Below are 17,059 nucleotides of genomic sequence, written 5' to 3'. Positions count from 1 at the left end.
GAGTCGCTGATTGCACGCCGTTCCTTGCTCTTCGGTCCTGTTCCTTCGCAAGTCCAGAACCTAGGCAGGAACGGCGTGTCCTCACTCCCAGACGCGCTCAACCACCCACGGATCAGTCACAAGAGCCACATTTCGCAGCCCCGCCCGACCTGCCGCCCGACCTGCCGCCCGACCTGCCGCCCGACCTGCCGCCCGACCTACCGCCCGACCTACCGACCGTCGACGCCCAGCCGCACCAACCAGTCGTCGGGCCACGGCGCTGCGGCCGCACCGGTCCCGTGGTCGGCGCTGCTCCGGTCGAGGTGCACGGTGACGTAGGCGCCGCGGGCCGCGACGTACGCCGGTCGGCCGTCGTGCTCCTCGCCGCGCACCTCGAAGGTGAACCGCATGGAGGAGCGCCCCACCCGGGCGACCGCCAGGGTGGTCACGACCTCCTGGCCGAAGAACAGCGGCGCGAGGAAGTCGACCTCGTAGCGCACGCGGGGGGCCGCCGGGAAGTAGCCCGACAGCCCCCGTGCACGCATCAGCGACGCCTCCGCCGCCTCGACCCAGCGCACGACGGTGCTGTTGTGGTAGATCCCCGCCGCGTCGGTGTCGATCCACTCCACGCGGGAGCGGGTCGACCCGACGGCGACGGGGACCTCGCGACCAGGTTCCACGAACGGCTCAGACCGCCACCGCGGCGACCGGCTTCTGCGGCGTCCACCGCACGTGCACCCCGTCGTCGGCGCCCGCCCGCAGCAGCGAGAGCCGCGGCGGCACCCGGTCGGTGCGGGACGTCGGCGGCCGACGGCGACCGGCCGCCCACTGCACGGGCCACGGTGCCCCGTCGCCCCGGTAGTCCTGCTCCGCCGCGGCGTGCAGGGTCCAGCTGGGGTCGTAGAGGTGCGTACGGCCCAGGGCGCAGATGTCCGCGCGCCCCGCGAGCAAGATCGAGTTCACGTCGTCGGCCGACGAGATGGCGCCCACGGCGATGACAGGCACGCCGGCGGCCGCGGCCACCTCGTGACGGATCCGGTCGGCGAAGGGGGTCTGGTACGACCGCCCGAACGCCGGCTGCTCCTCCTTGCCGACCTGGCCCGAGGAGACGTCGATGGCCGCGGCGCCGTGGGCGACGAAGGCCCGGGCGATCTCGACCGCGTCGTCGGCGGTGTTCCCGTCGGGGATCCAGTCGGTGGCCGAGATGCGCACCGTCACCGGGATCGAGGCCGGCACCGCGGCGCGCACCGCGTCGAACACCTCGAGCGGGAAGCGGAGCCGGTTCTCGAGCGGTCCGCCGAGCTCGTCGGTGCGCCGGTTCGAGATGGGCGAGAGGAACGACGACAGCAGGTAGCCGTGGGCCGCGTGCACCTCGATCAGGTCGAAGCCCGCCTCGACCGCGCGGCGGGCCGCCGCGACGAAGTCGGCGACCACCTGGTCCAGGTCGGCCCGCGTCGCCTCGCGCGGCACGTGGCAGCCCTCGCCGTACGGCAGCGCGGAGGGCGCGACGACCTCCCAGTTGCCGGTCTCCAGCGGCTGGTCGATCCCGTCCCACATGAGGCGCGTCGAGCCCTTGCGGCCGGAGTGGCCGAGCTGCACGCCGATCTTCGCGCGGCTCTGCTCGTGCACGAACGACGTCACCCGCGCCCACGCGTCGCGCTGCTCGTCGGTCCACAGCCCGGGGCAGCCGGGCGTGATCCGACCCTCGGGCGACACGCAGGTCATCTCCGCCATGACGATGCCGGCGCCGCCGAGCGCCTTCGAGCCGAGGTGCACGAGGTGGAACTCCTGCGGCACCCCGTCGACGGCGGAGTACATGTCCATCGGCGACAGCATCACCCGGTTCGCGAGCTCCAGCTCGCCGATCCGCACCGGCTGGAACATGGCCGGCGTCGCGCCGTCGCGGGCCGGTCCGGCCGCCGCGACCTGCTCCGCGAAGGCCGCCTGGATCTGCGCCGCGAACTGCTCGTCGCGCTCGCGCAGGTTGTCGAACGTGATGCGGCGCGAGCGGGTCAGCAGGTTGAAGACGAACTGCGCGGGGTCCTGGTCGGCGTACATCCCGATCTGCTCGAACCACTCCAGCGACGCCTGCGCGGCGCGCTGCGTGGACTCGACCACGGGCCGACGCTCGGTCTCGTACGCCGCGAGCGCGGTCTCGAGGTCGGCGTGCTCGTGCAGGCACGCGGCCAGGGCGAGCGCGTCCTCCATCGCCAGTTTGGTGCCGGAGCCGATCGAGAAGTGCGCCGTGTGGGCGGCGTCGCCGAGCAGCACGAGGTTGCCGTCGTGCCAGCGCTCGTTGCGCACCGTCGTGAAGCTGATCCACTTCGAGTTGTTGGTGAGGATCTCGTGGCCGTCGAGCACGTCGGCGAAGAGCTCGCGGATGCGCTCGACCGCGTAGGTGTCGGAGACCCCGGGCGGGAGCTCCTCGTGCTCGGTGGCGTCGAGCCCGGCGCGGCGCCACACGTCCTCGTGCATCTCGACGATGAAGGTCGAGCCGGCGTCGGAGTAGGGGTAGCCGTGGATCTGCATCGTGCCGTGCTCGGTGTTGCGCACGATGAACTGGAACGCCTCGAACACCTTGTCGGTCCCGAACCAGATGTACTTGTTGTGCCGCCGGTCCAGGTCGGGGCGGAACACGTCGGCGTACCGGTCGCGGATGCGGGAGTTGAGACCGTCGGAGGCCACGACGAGGTCGTGGGTCTCCCGCAGCTCGGCCACGTCCGGCGCCTCGGTGCGGTAGTGCACGTCGATGCCCAGCGCGGCCACGCGCTCCTGCAGGATCGCCAGCAGGTCCTTGCGGCTCATCGCCGCGAAGCCCTGCCCGCCCACGGTGAACTCGTGGCGGTCGACGTCGACGTCGATGTCGGTCCAGCGGGCGAACCCGCTCTCCATGGCGGCGTAGACCGCCGTGTCGGCCGACTCGATGCCGCCGAGGGTCTCGTCGGAGAACACGACGCCGAAGCCGAACGTGTCCTCGGGGGCGTTGCGCTCCCAGACGGTGATCTCGTGGTCGGGGCCGAGCTGCTTGACGAGGGCGGCGAGGTAGAGCCCGCCGGGCCCACCGCCGATGATCGCGATCTTCATGTCAGGTCCTCTCAGGAGCCGGCCGGGACGGGGGCGGCGGCCGCGGTGCGAGCGGCGGCCTCCTCCTCGAGCCGGGCACGGAGCGCGAAGTGCTGGAGCTTGCCGCTGGCGTTGCGCGGCAGCGCGTCGATGAAACGCACCTCGCGCGGGTACTTGTACGGCGCGAGCGTCTGCTTCACGTGGTCCTGCAGGCGCAGGACCGTGTCGTGGTCGGCGGCGACGCCGTCGCGGAGCACGACGTAGGCGCAGACGATGGAGCCCCGGTCGTCGTCGGGCTTGGCGAGCACCATCGACTCGAGCACGTCCGGGTGGTCGTCGAGCGCGGCCTCGACCTCGGGCCCGCCGATGTTGTAGCCCGCCGACACGATCATGTTGTCGGTGCGGGCCGCGAACCAGAAGTAGCCGTCCTCGTCGCGGGTGAACGTGTCACCGGTGAGGTTCCACCCGTCGAGCACGTACGCCTGCTGCCGCTCGTCGGCCAGGTAGCGGCACCCGACCGGTCCCCGGACGGCCAGGCGGCCCTCGACGCCCGGGGGCAGCTCCTCGCCGTCGGGGCCGAGGATCGTGGCCCGGTAGCCCGGGAGCGGACGCCCCGTCGCCCCGGGGCGGATGTCGTCGCCGACCGCGGAGAGGTAGATGTGCAGCATCTCGGTGCCGCCGATGCCGTCGATCACCTTCAGCCCGAGCGCGTCGTGCAACCGCTGCCACGTGCTCGCCGGGATGTGCTCCCCGGCGCTCACCGCGGCGCGCAGGCCCGCGAGCCGCTCGACCTTCCCGGCGCCGATGATCTGCTTGTACGCCGTCGGCGCGGTCGCCAGCACCGTGACGCCGTGCTCGGCGACGAGGTCCGCCATGACCGGCGGCGGCGCCCCCTCGGTGAGGAGGGCCGAGGCGCCGGCCCGGAGGGGGAAGACGACGAGCATCCCGAGCCCGAAGGTGAAGGCGAAGGGCGCGGTGCACGCGACGACGTCGTCCGGCCGGAGCTGCAGCACGTGGCGGCCGAAGGTGTGGTCGATCGACAGGATGTCGCGGTGGAAGTGCGTGCAGATCTTCGGCACGCCCGTGCTGCCCGACGTGGGGCAGAAGAGCGCGACGTCGTCGGCGGAGGTCACGACGGTGGCGAACTCCCCGGACTTGGCGGCGCAGCGCCGTACGAGGTCGTCGGCGGCGTCGCCCCCGAAGGTGACGATGCGGAGGTCGGGCGCCACGTCGGCGCGCAGCTCCTCGAGGTCGTCGGCGCACCGGTGGTCGGCCAGCGCGAGCGTCGGCCGCGTCTTCTCGACGATCGGCCGCAGCTCGCGCGCCCGGAGCGCGGCGAAGGTGGTGGCCGCGATGCCCCCGGCCTTGAGCACGCCGAGCCACGCGGCGACGGTCCAGGGGTTGTTGGGCGAGCGGAGCAGCACGCGGTTGCCGGTGACGAGGCCCAGGTCCTCCGTGAGCACCTGGGCGACCTGGTTGGCGCGCCTGAGGAGCTCGGCGTAGGTCCACGTCTCGCCCTCGGGCGTGCGCAGCGCGACCCGGTCCGGCCAGCGCGCGGCGGGCACGTCGATGAGCTCGGTGGCGGCGTTGAGGCGGTCGGGGTACTGCAGCTCGTCCGTCGTGAACTCGAGGACGGGCCAGAGGTCCGCAGGCGGGAGCTGCTCGCGGGCGAAGGTGTCGCGGTAGAGGCTGGGCTGCAGGGTGGGGTGGAGCGTCGGAGCGGTCATGTCACGTCCCTTGTCCTGATCGGATCATGCCCTCCTGGACGACCGTGGCCAGGTGGTCGGTGGCGGTGAAGAAGCGCCCCAGTCCGGTGCCGCGACCATCGTCGGCCGCGACCGCCTCCTGGGCATAGAGCAACCAGCCGTCGAAAGCGCCGGTCGGTGGGCGGTGGAACCACATCGCGTGGTCGAGGCTCGCCGTGACGAGCCCCGGCTGCGCCCAGGGGAGCCCGAGCGTGCGCAGCACGGGCTCGAGGATCGTGTAGTCGCAGGCGTAGGCCAGCGCCGCCAGGTCGCGCTGGGCGTCGGTCAGGCCCTCGACCGGACGCAGCGCGTCGAACGGCCTGATCCAGATCGCCTGGTGGGGCACCTGCTCGCCCTCGACCCGCAGGTAGACCGGCCCGGGCACGTGCCGCATGTCGAAGCTGCGGCCGCCCGACCAGTAGGCCCGCGACTCGGCGGTCATCGTGGAGCCGTTCCCCGGCTCCTCCCCCGCCAGGTACGCCGCGGACGACGGCAGCTCGTCCGGCGACGGCACGTCGGTGGGCGGGCGCACCGCGTGGGTGCCGCCCGGCTCGCCGGCCGCGAAGCCGGCGAGGCACACGTAGGCGACCTTGCCGTTCTGGATGCCCCGCACCTGGCGCGTCGAGTAGCCGCGACCGTCGCGCAGGAGCTCCACCTCGTAGCGAATCTCCGCGCCGATGTCGACGGGCCGCATGAAGTAGGAGTGCATCGAGTGCATCGTCTTGCCGTCCGTGACCGAGCGGGCGGCGGCCGCAGCGGCCTGCGCGACCATGTCCCCGCCGTACGCCTTGGGCCACGGGCACGGCTGCGTCACCGCGGTGAAGGCGAGGTCGAAGAGCTGCGGCTCGGTGGGCGTGAGCGCCAGGGCGTCGGTGACGGTGCGGGAGGTGGGCTGCTCGCCGGGCCCGGTCACGGGCGGTCCATCCAGTCGCGCAGGGCCGCGTCGGCGACCTGCTCGAGGTTGACGACGATGTTGTCGGGGGTGCGGCAGGTCATCCACGTCAACGGCTTGTTGCGGTCGAGGTTGCACTCGACGTGGGGCATGTACGGCGGCACGAAGACCCAGTCGCCCTCCTCCATGTCGACGTAGTCGTCGTAGCGCTCGCCGAAGTAGATCCGCGCGCGGCCGCGCAGCACGAAGCCGCCCGTCTCCGCCTCGCCGTGGTGGTGGGGCACCGAGCGGAAGCCGGCCTCGTTGCTGACCTGGCCGTACCAGATCTTCGTGGCCGGGGTGTGCTGCGGGCTGACGCCGGAGATGCGGTGGGCGCCCTCGGACTGGCCGGTGCGGCCGGTCTCCAGGCCGCCGCGGGTGACGACGGGCACGACGAGGCCGGAGGGGCCTGCGTACATCGAGTTGTCGCCCTCGAGCACGTGGTCGGCGTGGGGGTCGATGTGCATCGTTCTCCTCGGTTCTCGCGCGGTGTTCGTCCGGTGGGGTGGGTGGATCAGGAGTCGGTGAGGCGGACCGTGTTGCGGAGGGTCCCGATGCCCTCGACCTCGGTCTCGACGACGTCGCCGTCGGCGAGGTACCAGGCCGGGTCGCGGGTCATCCCGATGCCGCCCGGGGTGCCGGTGAGCACCACGTCGCCGGGGCGCAGCACGGTGAAGGTGGAGATGTAGGCCAGCAGGTCGACGGCGTCGAAGACGAGCGTCGCCGTGCTGTCGCGCTGCACCTCGACGCCGTTCACGCGGCAGCTGATGGCGAGCCCGGCGGCGGGGTCGACCTCGTCGGGCGTGACCACGACGGGGCCGAGCGGGGTGGTCGCGTCCCAGGCCTTGCCCTGGAACCACTCGAGCGTGCGGCGCTGCCAGTCGCGCACCGAGACGTCGTTCGCGACGGTGTAGCCGAGCACCGCGGCGGCGGCCTCGTCCCGGCTCGCCCGGCGCAGCGGGGCGCCGACGACCACGGCGAGCTCGGCCTCCCAGTCGGCCTCGACGCCGGCGGGCAGCACCACGTCGTCGGTGGGGCCGACGAGGGTGTCGGCGTACTTCGGGAAGAGCGTCGGGAACCGCGGGCGCTCGCGGCCGGTCTCGGCGATGTGGTCGCCGTAGTTGAGGCCGCAGCAGATCACCTTCGTCGGCGACGGCAGCGGGTTGACCGGTACGGCGCCGGCGATCGGGCCACCGACGGGCGGGGTGGGGCCACCCGCGACGAGACCGCCCGAGGTGACGAGCGCGGAGAGGTCGCCCGCCCCGAGCGCGTGCCAGGTCTCGCCCTGCAGCACGGCGGCACGGGGCCGGTCGGGCTGGGCCGGGTCGATCACGGTGGCGAAGCGCATGTCGCTCTCCTGGCGGACGTCGTGGACTCGATATAGCGAGATTTGCACGACCGTCGCCAAACGTCAATAGATCGTCTAGGGTCGATCTCGACGGAACGACGACGCCGCGGCCGCCGCGGCCCACCACGAGGAGGACCCATGTCCAGCAGCCCCGTCGCGATCAACCCCACGTCGCTCCCCGCGCCGAGCGGCTACTCCCACGGCACGCTCGCGGGCAACACGCTCTACCTGGGCGGGCAGACGGCGCTGGACCAGGACATGAAGATCGTCCCGGGCGGCATCGTCGAGCAGTTCCGCCAGGCGTTCTCCAACGTGCTGACGACGCTGGCGGAGGCCGGCGGCGAGCCGGGCGACCTGGTGAGCATCACGATCTACCTGACCGACATCCCCGACTACCAGGCGCACGGCCGCGAGATCGGCGCTGCGTGGCGCGAGCTGGCCGGGCCGGTCTACCCCGCGATGGCGGGCATCGGCACCACGGGGCTCTGGCAGCCCGAGGCGCTCATCGAGATCCTCGGCGTGGCCGTCATCCCCGACGAGCGCCTGCGGGTGCCGCAGGCCTGAGGCGGGTCAGGCGCGCACGGCGCCGGGCCGTCAGCCCGCGGTCCGGTCCACCGCGGTCCGGTCCACCGCGGTCCGGTCCACCGCGGTCCGGTCCACGGCGAAGTCGTGGGCCGGGCCGGCGAGGAGGCGGCGGAGCTCGAAGAACGTGTCGGCGGCCCGGGTGCCGCTCCAGCCCTCCGGGAGCAGGCCGGCGGGCAGCCCCGGGTCGAGGTAGGGGAACCGGCGCCACGCGGTGAGCGCGCGGACGTAGTCGGCGAAGGCGGCACCGTCGGCCCCCGACGGCTCCCCCGCCGCCTGCCACCGCTCGAGGACGGGCGCCTGCACGGCGAGGAAGTCGCGGTAGAGTCCGTCGAGCGCGTCGAGGTCCCACCAGCGCGCGACCTTGTCGACCGTCGCGCCGAAGCCGAGGTGGTCGGCCCGGAACAGGTCGACGTAGGTGTCGAGCCCCTCGGCCGCGAGCACCTCGCGGGTGTCGTCCACGAGGTGGCCGGGGGCGATCCACACCCCGGCCGTCACGGTGCCGAACCCGAGCCACGTGAGCCGCGCCCGCAGCGCGTGCCGCTTCTGCCGCTCCGACTCGGGCACCGAGAACACCGCCACCACCCAGTCGACGTCGTCGTTCGCCGGACGGGCGAAGATGCGGCGGTCGCCCGCGCCGAGCACGTCCCGGGCGTACGACGACAGGGCGTAGCCCGCCGCGCTCCCCCGCCGCTCGCTCACGAGGATGCCGCGCCGCTTCAAGCGCGAGACCGAGGAGCGCACGGCCTGCGCGTCGACGCCGAGCTCGGCCATGAGCAGGATCAGGTCGCTGACGCTCATCCAGCCGCCGAGCTCGCGGGCGTAGAGGCCGTAGATCGTCACGATGAGCGACCGCGGCGGCGCGTCCGACCCCGGGGACGCGGTGTCCCCCTGCTCCTCGTCGATCACGCGGTCGATCACGCGCCCGAACCTACCGCCCCCGCTCCCCCTCCTCCTCCGCCTCCCGGGTCGTGGTGCCAGCCCACCACTTTCCGCAGGGCTCCCACCACGACCCGGGAAGGAGGGGCGTCCCACGCGTCTCTCCCGCAACTCCTGACACGGGCGTCACCGCGACGTACGCTCGAGCGGTGAGCGAGCAGACCGTCCCCGCCGAGCCCTCCGACCAGCCCGCCGCGACGCGGCGCACCCTGCTGCGGCTGCCGGCCGTGGCCGTCGGCGGCGCGGCCGTCGCGTCCGCGACGGGCCTCCTGCCCGGCCTCGCTGCACCCGCGTCCGCGGACTCCACGCGCCAGATCATGTGGCGCGCCTGGGAAGGATCCCGCCTGCTCCGCAACGGCACCTTCGACCGCACCGCGCTCGACTCCTCGGGCCGCCTCGTCATCGCCAACCCGCGCCTCACGGCCACCCTCAACGGCAAGACCTACGAGGGCGGTGCCTGGCACTCGCCGTGGGTCTCCGAGGGCTTCGGCTTCACCCAGCTCATCGCGTCGTGGAAGGCGACCACCCCGGGCGACACGTTCATCGACGTCCACGTCCGCGGTCGCGACGCCTCGGGCCGCACGACGAGCTGGGACACGCTCGCGCGCTGGGCCGCGTGGGACAACCGGGTCAAGCGCACCAGCTCGGGCCGCCAGACCGACGATCTCGCGTTCGTCGACGTGGACACCTGGAAGACGCACAGCGCCACCGGGCTGCGGCAGTACCAGCTCCAGGTCGTGCTCTACCGCGTCCGCGGCATCGCCGGCACCCCGACGGTCAGCTCCATCGGCGCCATGACCTCCCGCGTGCCCACGACCTTCACCCGCGCCTCCGCTCCGCGCGGCATCACGAAGACCCTCGACGTGCCGCAGTACTCGCAGATGGTCCACTCGGGCCACTACCCGCAGTACGGCGCGGGCGGCGAGGCCTGGTGCTCCCCGACGTCGGTCGCGATGGTGCTGGGCTACTACAACGCGCTCCCCCCGGCCAACGAGCGCGCCTGGGTGCCGGCCGGGCACCCCGACCCGTGGGTCGACCACGTGGCGCGGAACGTCTACGACAACGCCTACAAGGGCTGCGGGAACTGGCCGTTCAACACGGCCTACGCCAACCAGCGCGTGCACACCGCCTTCGTGACCCGCCTGCGCAACCTGCGGGAGGCCGAGGAGTTCATCGCCTACGGCATCCCGCTCATCGCCTCGGTGAGCTTCGCCCGCGGCGAGCTCGACGGCGCCCCGATCAGCGCGACCAACGGTCACCTGCTCGTCATCGTCGGCTTCACGCCGGAGGGCGACGTGATCGTCAACGACCCCGCCGCGTCGAAGAACTCCGGCGTGCGCCGCGTCTACCAGCGGGCGCAGTTCGAGCGGGCGTGGCTGCCGCGCTCGGGCGGGTTGGTCTACGTGATCCGCGACGCCGCCCACCCGGTGCCGCCGCGGGGCACGCGCCGCAACTGGTGAGGGTCAGCCCTCGTCGTCGGCGTCCGCGTCGACGGTGAGGGTGACCTCGTGGAGCCCGGTCGCGCCGGCGCCGTCGTCGAGCGGCTCGGGCTCCTGCTGCGTGCCGACCCGGTCGCGGGCGCGCACGCGCACCCGGTGCTCCCCCGGCTCCAGGTCGAGCGTCGCGCTCCACTGCGCCCAGGCGTCGTGCTCCCGCGCGACCCCGAGGTCCGCCAGCTGCCAGCCGTCGTCGTCGACCGCGACCTCGACGGCCCCGACCCCGATGGGCGGCGCCCAGGCGACACCCCCGACGGTCACGGAGCCGGGCGGCAGCGTGGTGCCGTCCTCCGGCACGTCGATGCGGGCACCGATCCGCACGGGCGCCTGGAGGGGCCGGTCGGAGAAGTCGTCCGCGACGGCCTCGAGCCGGGTCACCTCCCACTCGACGACCCACTTGCAGGCCGACACCCCGCCGTACAGCCCCGGCACGACCGTGCGCGCCGGGAAGCCGTGCTCGAGCGGCAGCGCCTCGCCGTTCATCGCGAAGGCCAGGAGCGCGCGGCGACCGGGATCTCCGAGGACCTGCGTGCTCGTCACGCAGCGCCAGCCGTCGGCGCCCGTCTGCACGACCGCATCGGCTCCCGTGAGCACGCCGGCGCGGGCCAGGAGCGCGCTCGTCGGCACCCCCGACCACCACGCGTTGCCGACCTGGTCGCCGCCCACCTCGTAGCGCAGCCCCACGAGCGTCGCCCACTGCTCGCGGACGGTCATCTCGATGAGCTCCTCGTAGGTGACGACCACCTCGCGCTCGACCTCGCCGTGGATGCGGAGCGTCCAGTCCTCGGCCGCGATCGTCGGCACGACAACGGCCTGGTCGACCCGGTAGAACTCCTCCGCCGGCGTGGTCCAGGGCGCGACGCCCTCGACGCCGACGCCGACGCCCGCGGGCTCGGTGGGCGGCGTCACCATCGTCAGGCGCAGCAGCTGACGGCCCTGCTCGACCGCGCGCCGGCCCCGTCCGACGACCTCGCCCGCGACGGCCGCGACCACGCCCGCCAGCGCGACACCGGTGGCGGCGCCGATGAACGCGCGCCGCGTCGCCGCGGGGACCGGGGGCGTCCCCGCCGCTCGCCCCCCGTCGGCCCGGCCCGCGTCGACCCGGCCCGCGTCGACCGCCACGCCGAGCCGGCGCAGCAGGCCGGCGAGCGGGACGAGCCCCAGCGCGAACCCCAGCGTGCCGGCCACCACCGGCGCCAGCTCGAGGAGCGACGGCTCGGGACGCAGCAGCACCGCGATCCCGCCGAGCGCCAGCACGACGACGCCGACGACCAGGGGGCGGCGCCACCCTCGCGCGGCCCCCACCCCGGCGACCGCCGCGAGCACGACGAGCAGCAGCCCGATCAGGACCACGAGGGGCGCGCCGGTCACGACGGGGACGATGTCGATGCCGTCGCGGATCACGAACTGCGCGGGCAGGGCCGCGGCCGCGGCCTCCCGGGCGCCCACGACCGGCCCCTGGTGGAGGGTGAGGGCGCCGGCGGCCAGCTCGCCGAGACCGGCGCCGAGGACCGCGGACGCGACGCCGGCGGACGCCCAGAGGACGCGCCCGGGCAGCAGACGCGGCGGGGCGTCGTCGCTCACCCGCGCCTCGCTCACCGCTGCCCCTCCCGCTCCGTCCGGCATGATCCTCCCGTGACCGTACCGGGCCCCGCCCCCACTCCTCCGCCCCCCTCCACCGTCCCGCGCGTGGGGGTCGGCACGGACGTCCACCGCTTCGCGGAGGGTCGCCCGATGCACCTCGCCGGGCTCCACTTCCCCGACGAGCCGCAGGGCCTCGAGGGACACTCCGACGCCGACGTGGCGGCCCACGCCGCCTGCGACGCGCTGCTCTCGGCCTGCGGCCTCGGCGACCTCGGCAGCAACTTCGGCACCTCGGCCCCCGAGTGGGCGGGCGCACCCGGGGTCGCGCTGCTCGCCGAGACCGTACGGCGCGTGCACGCCGCCGGCTTCGTCGTCGGCAACGTCGCGGTGCAGGTCATCGGGAACCGCCCCCGCCTGGGCCCGCGCCGGGCGGAGGCCGAGGGCGTGCTGTCCGCGGTGGCCGGTGCGCCCGTCACCCTCTCCGCCACGACCACCGACGGGCTCGGCCTGACCGGACGCGGCGAGGGCGTCGCGGCGATCGCCACCGCCCTCGTCGTACCGACGTCCTGAGCGCGGGTCAGTCGGGGGTGCTGCTCTCGCCGAACAGCTGCTGGGCCTGCTCGCCCGTGAGCTGGCCGAGCTCGGCGGCGAGCACCTTCTCGATGGACTGCGCCAGCTCGTAGCGGAACGACGCCAGCACCGCCTGGCTGACGACCGGGAGCAGCGCCTCGATGCTGGAGACGAGCACCGGCCACTGGTCCTCCGGCATGCCCTCGTCGAGGAAGCGCTGCCACACGTCGTCGCGGAAGGCGCCCACGTAGGCCTCCGCCATGTGACCGAGCTGGGTGGCGGCCTGGTCGAAGAGGTCGAGCACCCGCTCCTTGCCGAGGCCCATCCGCATCGCCTGCGCGCCCGCGCGCACGAGGGCGGGGCGCAGCATCCGCACCGTGTCGGGGTCGACCCGCACGAGGAGGCCGCGCTCGGCGAGCTCGCCCACGAACTCCTCGTCGTGCTCGATGCCGGCGAGCTCGGCCAGCGCCTGCACGGAGCTCTCCTCGGGCTCGACCGCGCCGCCGATCGGCCGCGTCAGCAGCGTGAGCAGGTCGAGCGCGTGGCTCTCGGGCACCTGAGGGTTCTCGGCGAGCGCCTTCTCGACGGCGTTGAGCGTGTAGCCCCGGTCGAGGAGGTCCCGCACGAGGGAGAGCCGGGCAGCGTGGTCCTCGTTGTAGTAGCCCTTGCGCCCGATGAGGCGCGGCGCCGCGATGAGGCCGCGGGTCGCGTACGCGCGAACGTTCCGCACGGTCATCCCCACCCGTGCGGCCAGCTCGTCGATCGTCATCTCGCCACGGCGTCCAGTCATCGCCCGCCCATCATCGCAGGCGGGTCCCACCAGCAGCGTCATCGGCGCTCGCGGCTCACCCGGTGCGGCGGGCCGGGCGCTCGGAGGCCTCGGACCGCGCGTCCTGCTTGCGACCGCCGACGAGCACGACGCCCTCGACGACCTGCACCTCGTAGGCCGGTACGCCGACGGTCTCGTCCTCGAGGCAGCGACCGCTGCGCAGGTCGAAGGAGTGGCGGTGGGCCGGCGACGCGACGAACGGGACGCCGTCACGCGACCCGACGATGCCCCGGGCCATGACGGAGGCGTGCGCGAAGGGGTCGTGGTTGCCGAGCGCGTGGACCGTGTCGTCCGCCAGGCGGAACAGCGCCACGGCCTGGCCGTGCACGAGGGCCGTCGCCCCCCGCTCGACCTCCAGCTCGACCACGCGGCAGACCGGTCGCCACTCCTGCCCGCCCATGGGTCGTCCCTTCGCCGGCCGGACCTCGCAGGCGGCCACGGCACCGCTGCCTGAGCGAGGCCCGAGAACTCGCTGGTGGGAGTGGAAACTAGGCTGCGCGTGTTGACGTGGCGTGACGCCGTGTAACGCCCGTGAAAATCGTCCGTCCGGGGAGGGCCGTTGAGCTCCGCGATCGTCCTGCTCGCCGCCGGTTCGGGAACGCGCGTCGGCGCGGGCGTGAACAAGGTGCTGCTGCCGCTCGCCGGCGTGCCCGTGCTCGTGCGCTCCCTGCGCACCGCGCTCGCCGTGCCGGACGTCGCCGCGCTCGTCGTGGTCGTGCGTCCCGGCGACGAGGCCGAGGTCGCGGCGCTGCTCGAGCCGGAGCTGGGCGACCGCGAGGTGCGCCTCGTCGTGGGTGGCGCGACCCGCCACGCCTCGGAGACGGCCGCGCTCGGCGCGCTGGCCGACCTCGCCGACGACCTCGACGTCGTCGCCCTCCACGACGCCGCGCGACCGCTCGCGACCGTCGACCTCTACGAGCGCACCGTCACCGCCGCGCGCCAGCACGGCGGCGGGGTCCCGGCGGCCCCCGTGCCCCCGCTCGTACGGCGCGGCGGCGGCCCCGTCCCGGGCGTGGGCCGCGAGACGCGGGCGGTCGGGGTGCAGACGCCCCAGGCGTTCCGCGCGCCGGAGCTCCTGGCGGCCTACCGCTGGGCCGCCACGCACGACTTCGACGGCACCGACACCGCCGCCTGCGTCGACGCCTGGGCCGGCGCGACCGGCACCGACCTGCGGATCGTCGCCGTGGAGTCGACCGCGCCCAACCTCAAGGTGACCTACGCCGAGGACCTCCGGGTCGCCGCGGCGCTCCTCGGCTGATCCTCCGCGCGGAAAACGCAGCAGAAGCTCCCGCCCTGGGCCATGATCCGGAGGTGTTCTCCGCTTCCCCGGCGCGCCTCTCCCGCCCCGCCGTCGCCCTCGTCCTGGTCCCCGGCCTGCTGGCCGCCGTCGGGCTCGTGGCCCTGCTGCTCTGGTCGGCGCCCCGCGCGGACATCGCGGTCCCGGGTCCCGACGCCACGGCCGAGGAGGCCGTCGAGGCCTACCTGGACGCGGTCGTGGCCCGCGACTTCGCCACGGCGAACGCGATCGACGGACGTCCCGGCGACGACCTGGGCCGGTTCAGCCACCCGACGGAGATGCACCTCGTCGCAGTGGACGGCACGGTCTCCGACACCTGCGGCTCGAAGGTCCTTTTCACCGCAGACGTCGAGAACGGCGACGTGAGCATGCCGGACGGCCGCACCTTCTGGGGCATCTGCGTCTCCCGCGACCACGACGGGATCTGGCGGATCACCGACGAGGGCGTCGCCTGAGGGCGACACCGACCGGGGTCAGCGGCGGGTGAGCGCCTCGAGCACCCGCACGTCGTCGGTCGACGTGACGCGGCGGGCGGCGGCGGGCACCTCCACCAGCTCGACGGGGTAGCGCGCCTGCAGCACCGTCACGAGCGCCGCGAAGTCGAGGCTCGGCAGCCGCTCGAGGTCGGCGACCACGGTGGCGGGCAGCACGACGGGGGACGCGACGGTGGCGAGTGCGTCCCGGTCGAGCGTCTCGCCGAGCGTGCCGTCGCGCACGAGCTTCACGGTGTCGGTCACCGGCCGCACGCCCACGACGACCGCGTCGGTGTCCATCGCCCGGCGGACCAACGCCGCGATGGTGCCGGGGTCGAGCAGCGGGCAGAGCGCGTCGTGCAGCACGAACGGCTGCTCGGACTCCTGCACGTCCGCCCAGGGCGTCCCGAGCGCGACCGCCTCCACGCCGGCGGCCCCGAGCGCCCAGGCGGCCGAGGCGACGAGCGACTCGCCGTGCACGAGCGCGAAGGGCAGCGATCCGCGCCCCTCCTCGACGACGGCGCCCAGCACCGGTTCGTCGAGCATGTCGACCTCGTCGTACGGGTCCGGGAGCTCGGGCGGCAGCACAGCACTCACGGCGCGAACCTAGTCCAGACGCAGGAGACCCCGGGAACCGTGGGGTTCCCGGGGTCTCCTGCGCTGGAACGTCGTGTCAGGAGGCGAGCACGTCGTCCAGGATGGTCTCGGCCTTGTCCTCGTTGGTGCTCTCCGCGAGCGCGAGCTCCGAGACGAGGATCTGGCGGGCCTTCGCCAGCATCCGCTTCTCGCCGGCCGACAGGCCGCGGTCACGCTCACGACGCCACAGGTCGCGCACGACCTCCGCGACCTTCATGACGTCACCGGAGTGCAGCTTCTCGAGGTTCGCCTTGTAGCGACGCGACCAGTTGGTCGGCTCCTCGACCTGGTCGGCACGGAGGACGTCGAACACGCGGTCGAGGCCCTCCTTGTCCACCACGTCCCGGACACCCACGAGGTCGAGGTTGCACGCCGGCACCCTCACCACGAGGTCCTGCTGGGCAACGATCCGCAGCACCAGGTACTGCCGGTCCTCTCCCTTGATCTTCCGCATCTCGATGTCCTCGATGACTGCGGCCCCGTGATTGGGATAGACGACCGTTTCGCCGACGGTGAAAGTCATATGTCAGGTTCCCCTTCCTCGACTGCCTAGTCTAACACGGCTCTCATCCCCCTCTCAGGCCTGTTTGCGCAGGTCAGGACGCTCCCCGAGGGTTGACAAGAGCACAGAACCTGTGCCGCGCCCACCGCAAGACGTCCGGTCGCGGCCCTCGCGGACCGGACGCCCGTGACCGATACTGCGAGGCATGGCCGCTACGACGGAGGCCGAGACGCACGCGCACTCGGACGACACCCCCGACACCCCGGACACCGACCCGACCCCTGCCACCGCCCCCGTCCCGGCGGGCTCCGGGAGGCGGCTGCGCCTCCCCGGCGGGGTACGGCGCGCGCTCGCCCTGGTCGTCGCAGCGCACCCCCGGCAGCTCGTCGTCACGGCGGCGGCCGTCGCCCTCGCCGCCTTCGTCGGCGGCCGCCCGATGAGCGAGGTCGGCCTGGTGGCCCTCACCGTCGCACTCGGCCAGGCGATCCTCGGCTGGCACAACGACATCGTCGACCGCGCGACCGACGCCGCCGCCGGCCGCACCGACAAGCCGCTGGCCACGGGGGTGCTCGAGACCGGCACGGTCTGGTTCGCCGTCGCCTGCGCGACCCTGGCGCTCGTCCCGGTCGCGGTGGCCAACGGGCTGGTCGCGGCCGCGGCGTACGTCGTCGGGCTGGTCGTCGCGCTCGTCGGCAACCTCGTGCTCCGCGGCGGCGTGCTGTCGTGGCTGCCGTGGGCGCTGTCGTTCGCGACGTACCCCGTCTTCCTGTCCTACGGCGGCCTCGGCGGCCAGCACCGCGGCGAGCCGCCGGTCGTCGAGATGGTCGTGCTGGCCGCGCTGCTCGGCATCTGCGTGCACGTCCTCCGCGCGCTCCCGGGACTGGTCCAGGACAACCGCGACGGTCGCCGCCACCTGGCCCTGCGGGTGGCCGTCAAGACCGGCGCGACGCGCCTCCTCCTGCTGACGAGCGTGGCCACCGCGGCCGTCCTCGTGGGCATCGCCATCACCGCCGGCACCGTCGGCCTCACGCGTTGACGGCCCGCGTCGAGCGCGTGAGCGACCCGACCCGCGCGTCGGCGCCCGC

18 protein-coding genes are annotated in these 17,059 nt (G+C 73.9%); 6 read left to right on the top strand and 12 right to left on the bottom strand.

Annotated elements, in window-relative coordinates; translation table 11 throughout:
- Nucleotides 1-209: 209 nt before the first annotated feature.
- From G3T38_RS20040 to G3T38_RS20015, 6 genes are read right to left on the bottom strand one after another with little or no spacing between them, the layout of a single operon-like run.
- Nucleotides 210-659, bottom strand: a complete 450-nt coding sequence (locus G3T38_RS20040) for a thioesterase family protein (RefSeq protein ID WP_206675941.1) — start codon at nucleotides 657-659, stop codon at nucleotides 210-212.
- A gap of 7 nt (nucleotides 660-666) precedes the next feature.
- The gene (locus G3T38_RS20035) at nucleotides 667-3,063 is read right to left on the bottom strand and encodes a bifunctional salicylyl-CoA 5-hydroxylase/oxidoreductase (protein ID WP_163774525.1); all 2,397 of its coding nucleotides are present in this window, start codon (nucleotides 3,061-3,063) and stop codon (nucleotides 667-669) included.
- A gap of 11 nt (nucleotides 3,064-3,074) precedes the next feature.
- Entirely contained in the window at nucleotides 3,075-4,769 is a 1,695-nt protein-coding gene (locus tag G3T38_RS20030; RefSeq protein WP_163774523.1) for an AMP-binding protein, read from the bottom strand.
- A 1-nt stretch (nucleotide 4,770) separates the two neighbouring features.
- Nucleotides 4,771-5,700: an acyl-CoA thioesterase domain-containing protein gene (locus G3T38_RS20025; RefSeq protein ID WP_163774521.1), complete on the bottom strand. Its 930-nt coding sequence runs from the start codon at nucleotides 5,698-5,700 to the stop codon at nucleotides 4,771-4,773.
- A complete protein-coding gene (locus G3T38_RS20020; protein WP_174268235.1) occupies nucleotides 5,697-6,185 on the bottom strand; it encodes a cupin domain-containing protein in 489 nt (162 codons plus the stop codon). Before G3T38_RS20020 ends, G3T38_RS20025 begins: the two co-directional genes overlap by 4 nt.
- 47 nt (nucleotides 6,186-6,232) lie before the next feature.
- The gene (locus G3T38_RS20015) at nucleotides 6,233-7,066 is read right to left on the bottom strand and encodes a fumarylacetoacetate hydrolase family protein (RefSeq protein ID WP_163774520.1); all 834 of its coding nucleotides are present in this window, start codon (nucleotides 7,064-7,066) and stop codon (nucleotides 6,233-6,235) included.
- A gap of 138 nt (nucleotides 7,067-7,204) precedes the next feature.
- Here G3T38_RS20015 and G3T38_RS20010 point away from each other — a divergent pair, with 138 nt between their 5' ends.
- The gene (locus G3T38_RS20010; RefSeq protein WP_163774518.1) at nucleotides 7,205-7,630 is read left to right on the top strand and encodes a RidA family protein; all 426 of its coding nucleotides are present in this window, start codon (nucleotides 7,205-7,207) and stop codon (nucleotides 7,628-7,630) included.
- A 30-nt stretch (nucleotides 7,631-7,660) separates the two neighbouring features.
- On the opposite strand, the gene G3T38_RS20005 is transcribed toward G3T38_RS20010, so the two are convergent.
- Nucleotides 7,661-8,569 carry a PaaX family transcriptional regulator C-terminal domain-containing protein gene (locus G3T38_RS20005; RefSeq protein WP_206675940.1) on the bottom strand — a complete coding sequence of 303 codons (909 nt, stop codon included), beginning with the start codon at nucleotides 8,567-8,569 and terminating at the stop codon, nucleotides 7,661-7,663.
- A gap of 167 nt (nucleotides 8,570-8,736) precedes the next feature.
- Here G3T38_RS20005 and G3T38_RS22850 point away from each other — a divergent pair, with 167 nt between their 5' ends.
- Nucleotides 8,737-10,047 (top strand): C39 family peptidase, encoded by a 1,311-nt coding sequence (locus tag G3T38_RS22850; RefSeq protein ID WP_163774516.1) that lies wholly within the window; start codon nucleotides 8,737-8,739, stop codon nucleotides 10,045-10,047.
- 3 nt (nucleotides 10,048-10,050) lie between these two features.
- Here G3T38_RS22850 and G3T38_RS22845 read toward each other — a convergent pair whose 3' ends face one another.
- Nucleotides 10,051-11,682 (bottom strand): molybdopterin-dependent oxidoreductase, encoded by a 1,632-nt coding sequence (locus tag G3T38_RS22845; RefSeq protein WP_163774514.1) that lies wholly within the window; start codon nucleotides 11,680-11,682, stop codon nucleotides 10,051-10,053.
- 90 nt (nucleotides 11,683-11,772) lie between these two features.
- On the opposite strand from G3T38_RS22845, the gene ispF reads away from it, so the two are divergent.
- Entirely contained in the window at nucleotides 11,773-12,237 is a 465-nt protein-coding gene (gene ispF / locus G3T38_RS19990) for a 2-C-methyl-D-erythritol 2,4-cyclodiphosphate synthase (RefSeq protein ID WP_338037782.1), read from the top strand.
- 7 nt (nucleotides 12,238-12,244) lie between these two features.
- On the opposite strand, the gene G3T38_RS19985 is transcribed toward ispF, so the two are convergent.
- Nucleotides 12,245-13,027, bottom strand: a complete 783-nt coding sequence (locus tag G3T38_RS19985; RefSeq protein ID WP_163774510.1) for a MerR family transcriptional regulator — start codon at nucleotides 13,025-13,027, stop codon at nucleotides 12,245-12,247.
- Between the two features lie 55 nt (nucleotides 13,028-13,082).
- The gene (gene nirD / locus G3T38_RS19980; RefSeq protein ID WP_163774508.1) at nucleotides 13,083-13,466 is read right to left on the bottom strand and encodes a nitrite reductase small subunit NirD; all 384 of its coding nucleotides are present in this window, start codon (nucleotides 13,464-13,466) and stop codon (nucleotides 13,083-13,085) included.
- Nucleotides 13,467-13,625: 159 nt separating this feature from the next.
- Here nirD and G3T38_RS19975 point away from each other — a divergent pair, with 159 nt between their 5' ends.
- Both G3T38_RS19975 and G3T38_RS19970 read left to right on the top strand, forming a co-directional pair.
- Nucleotides 13,626-14,324: an IspD/TarI family cytidylyltransferase gene (locus G3T38_RS19975; RefSeq protein ID WP_163774506.1), complete on the top strand. Its 699-nt coding sequence runs from the start codon at nucleotides 13,626-13,628 to the stop codon at nucleotides 14,322-14,324.
- Between the two features lie 53 nt (nucleotides 14,325-14,377).
- Nucleotides 14,378-14,818: a hypothetical protein gene (locus G3T38_RS19970; RefSeq protein ID WP_163774504.1), complete on the top strand. Its 441-nt coding sequence runs from the start codon at nucleotides 14,378-14,380 to the stop codon at nucleotides 14,816-14,818.
- A gap of 18 nt (nucleotides 14,819-14,836) precedes the next feature.
- Here G3T38_RS19970 and G3T38_RS19965 read toward each other — a convergent pair whose 3' ends face one another.
- On the bottom strand, nucleotides 14,837-15,433 hold the full coding sequence (locus G3T38_RS19965; RefSeq protein WP_338037781.1) for a 2-C-methyl-D-erythritol 4-phosphate cytidylyltransferase: 597 nt from the start codon (nucleotides 15,431-15,433) through the stop codon (nucleotides 14,837-14,839).
- Nucleotides 15,434-15,509: 76 nt separating this feature from the next.
- Nucleotides 15,510-15,995, bottom strand: coding sequence for a CarD family transcriptional regulator (locus G3T38_RS19960; RefSeq protein ID WP_163774502.1), 486 nt, complete (start codon nucleotides 15,993-15,995; stop codon nucleotides 15,510-15,512).
- 184 nt (nucleotides 15,996-16,179) lie between these two features.
- Between G3T38_RS19960 and G3T38_RS19955 the strand changes: the two genes are divergently transcribed.
- A complete protein-coding gene (locus tag G3T38_RS19955) occupies nucleotides 16,180-17,010 on the top strand; it encodes a UbiA family prenyltransferase (RefSeq protein WP_163774500.1) in 831 nt (276 codons plus the stop codon).
- Nucleotides 17,011-17,059: the final 49 nt, after the last annotated feature.

It is taken from the genome of Nocardioides zeae (assembly GCF_010686755.1).
Lineage (GTDB): Bacteria > Actinomycetota > Actinomycetes > Propionibacteriales > Nocardioidaceae > Nocardioides > Nocardioides zeae.
This window is presented reverse-complemented; position numbering and strand designations above follow the sequence as displayed.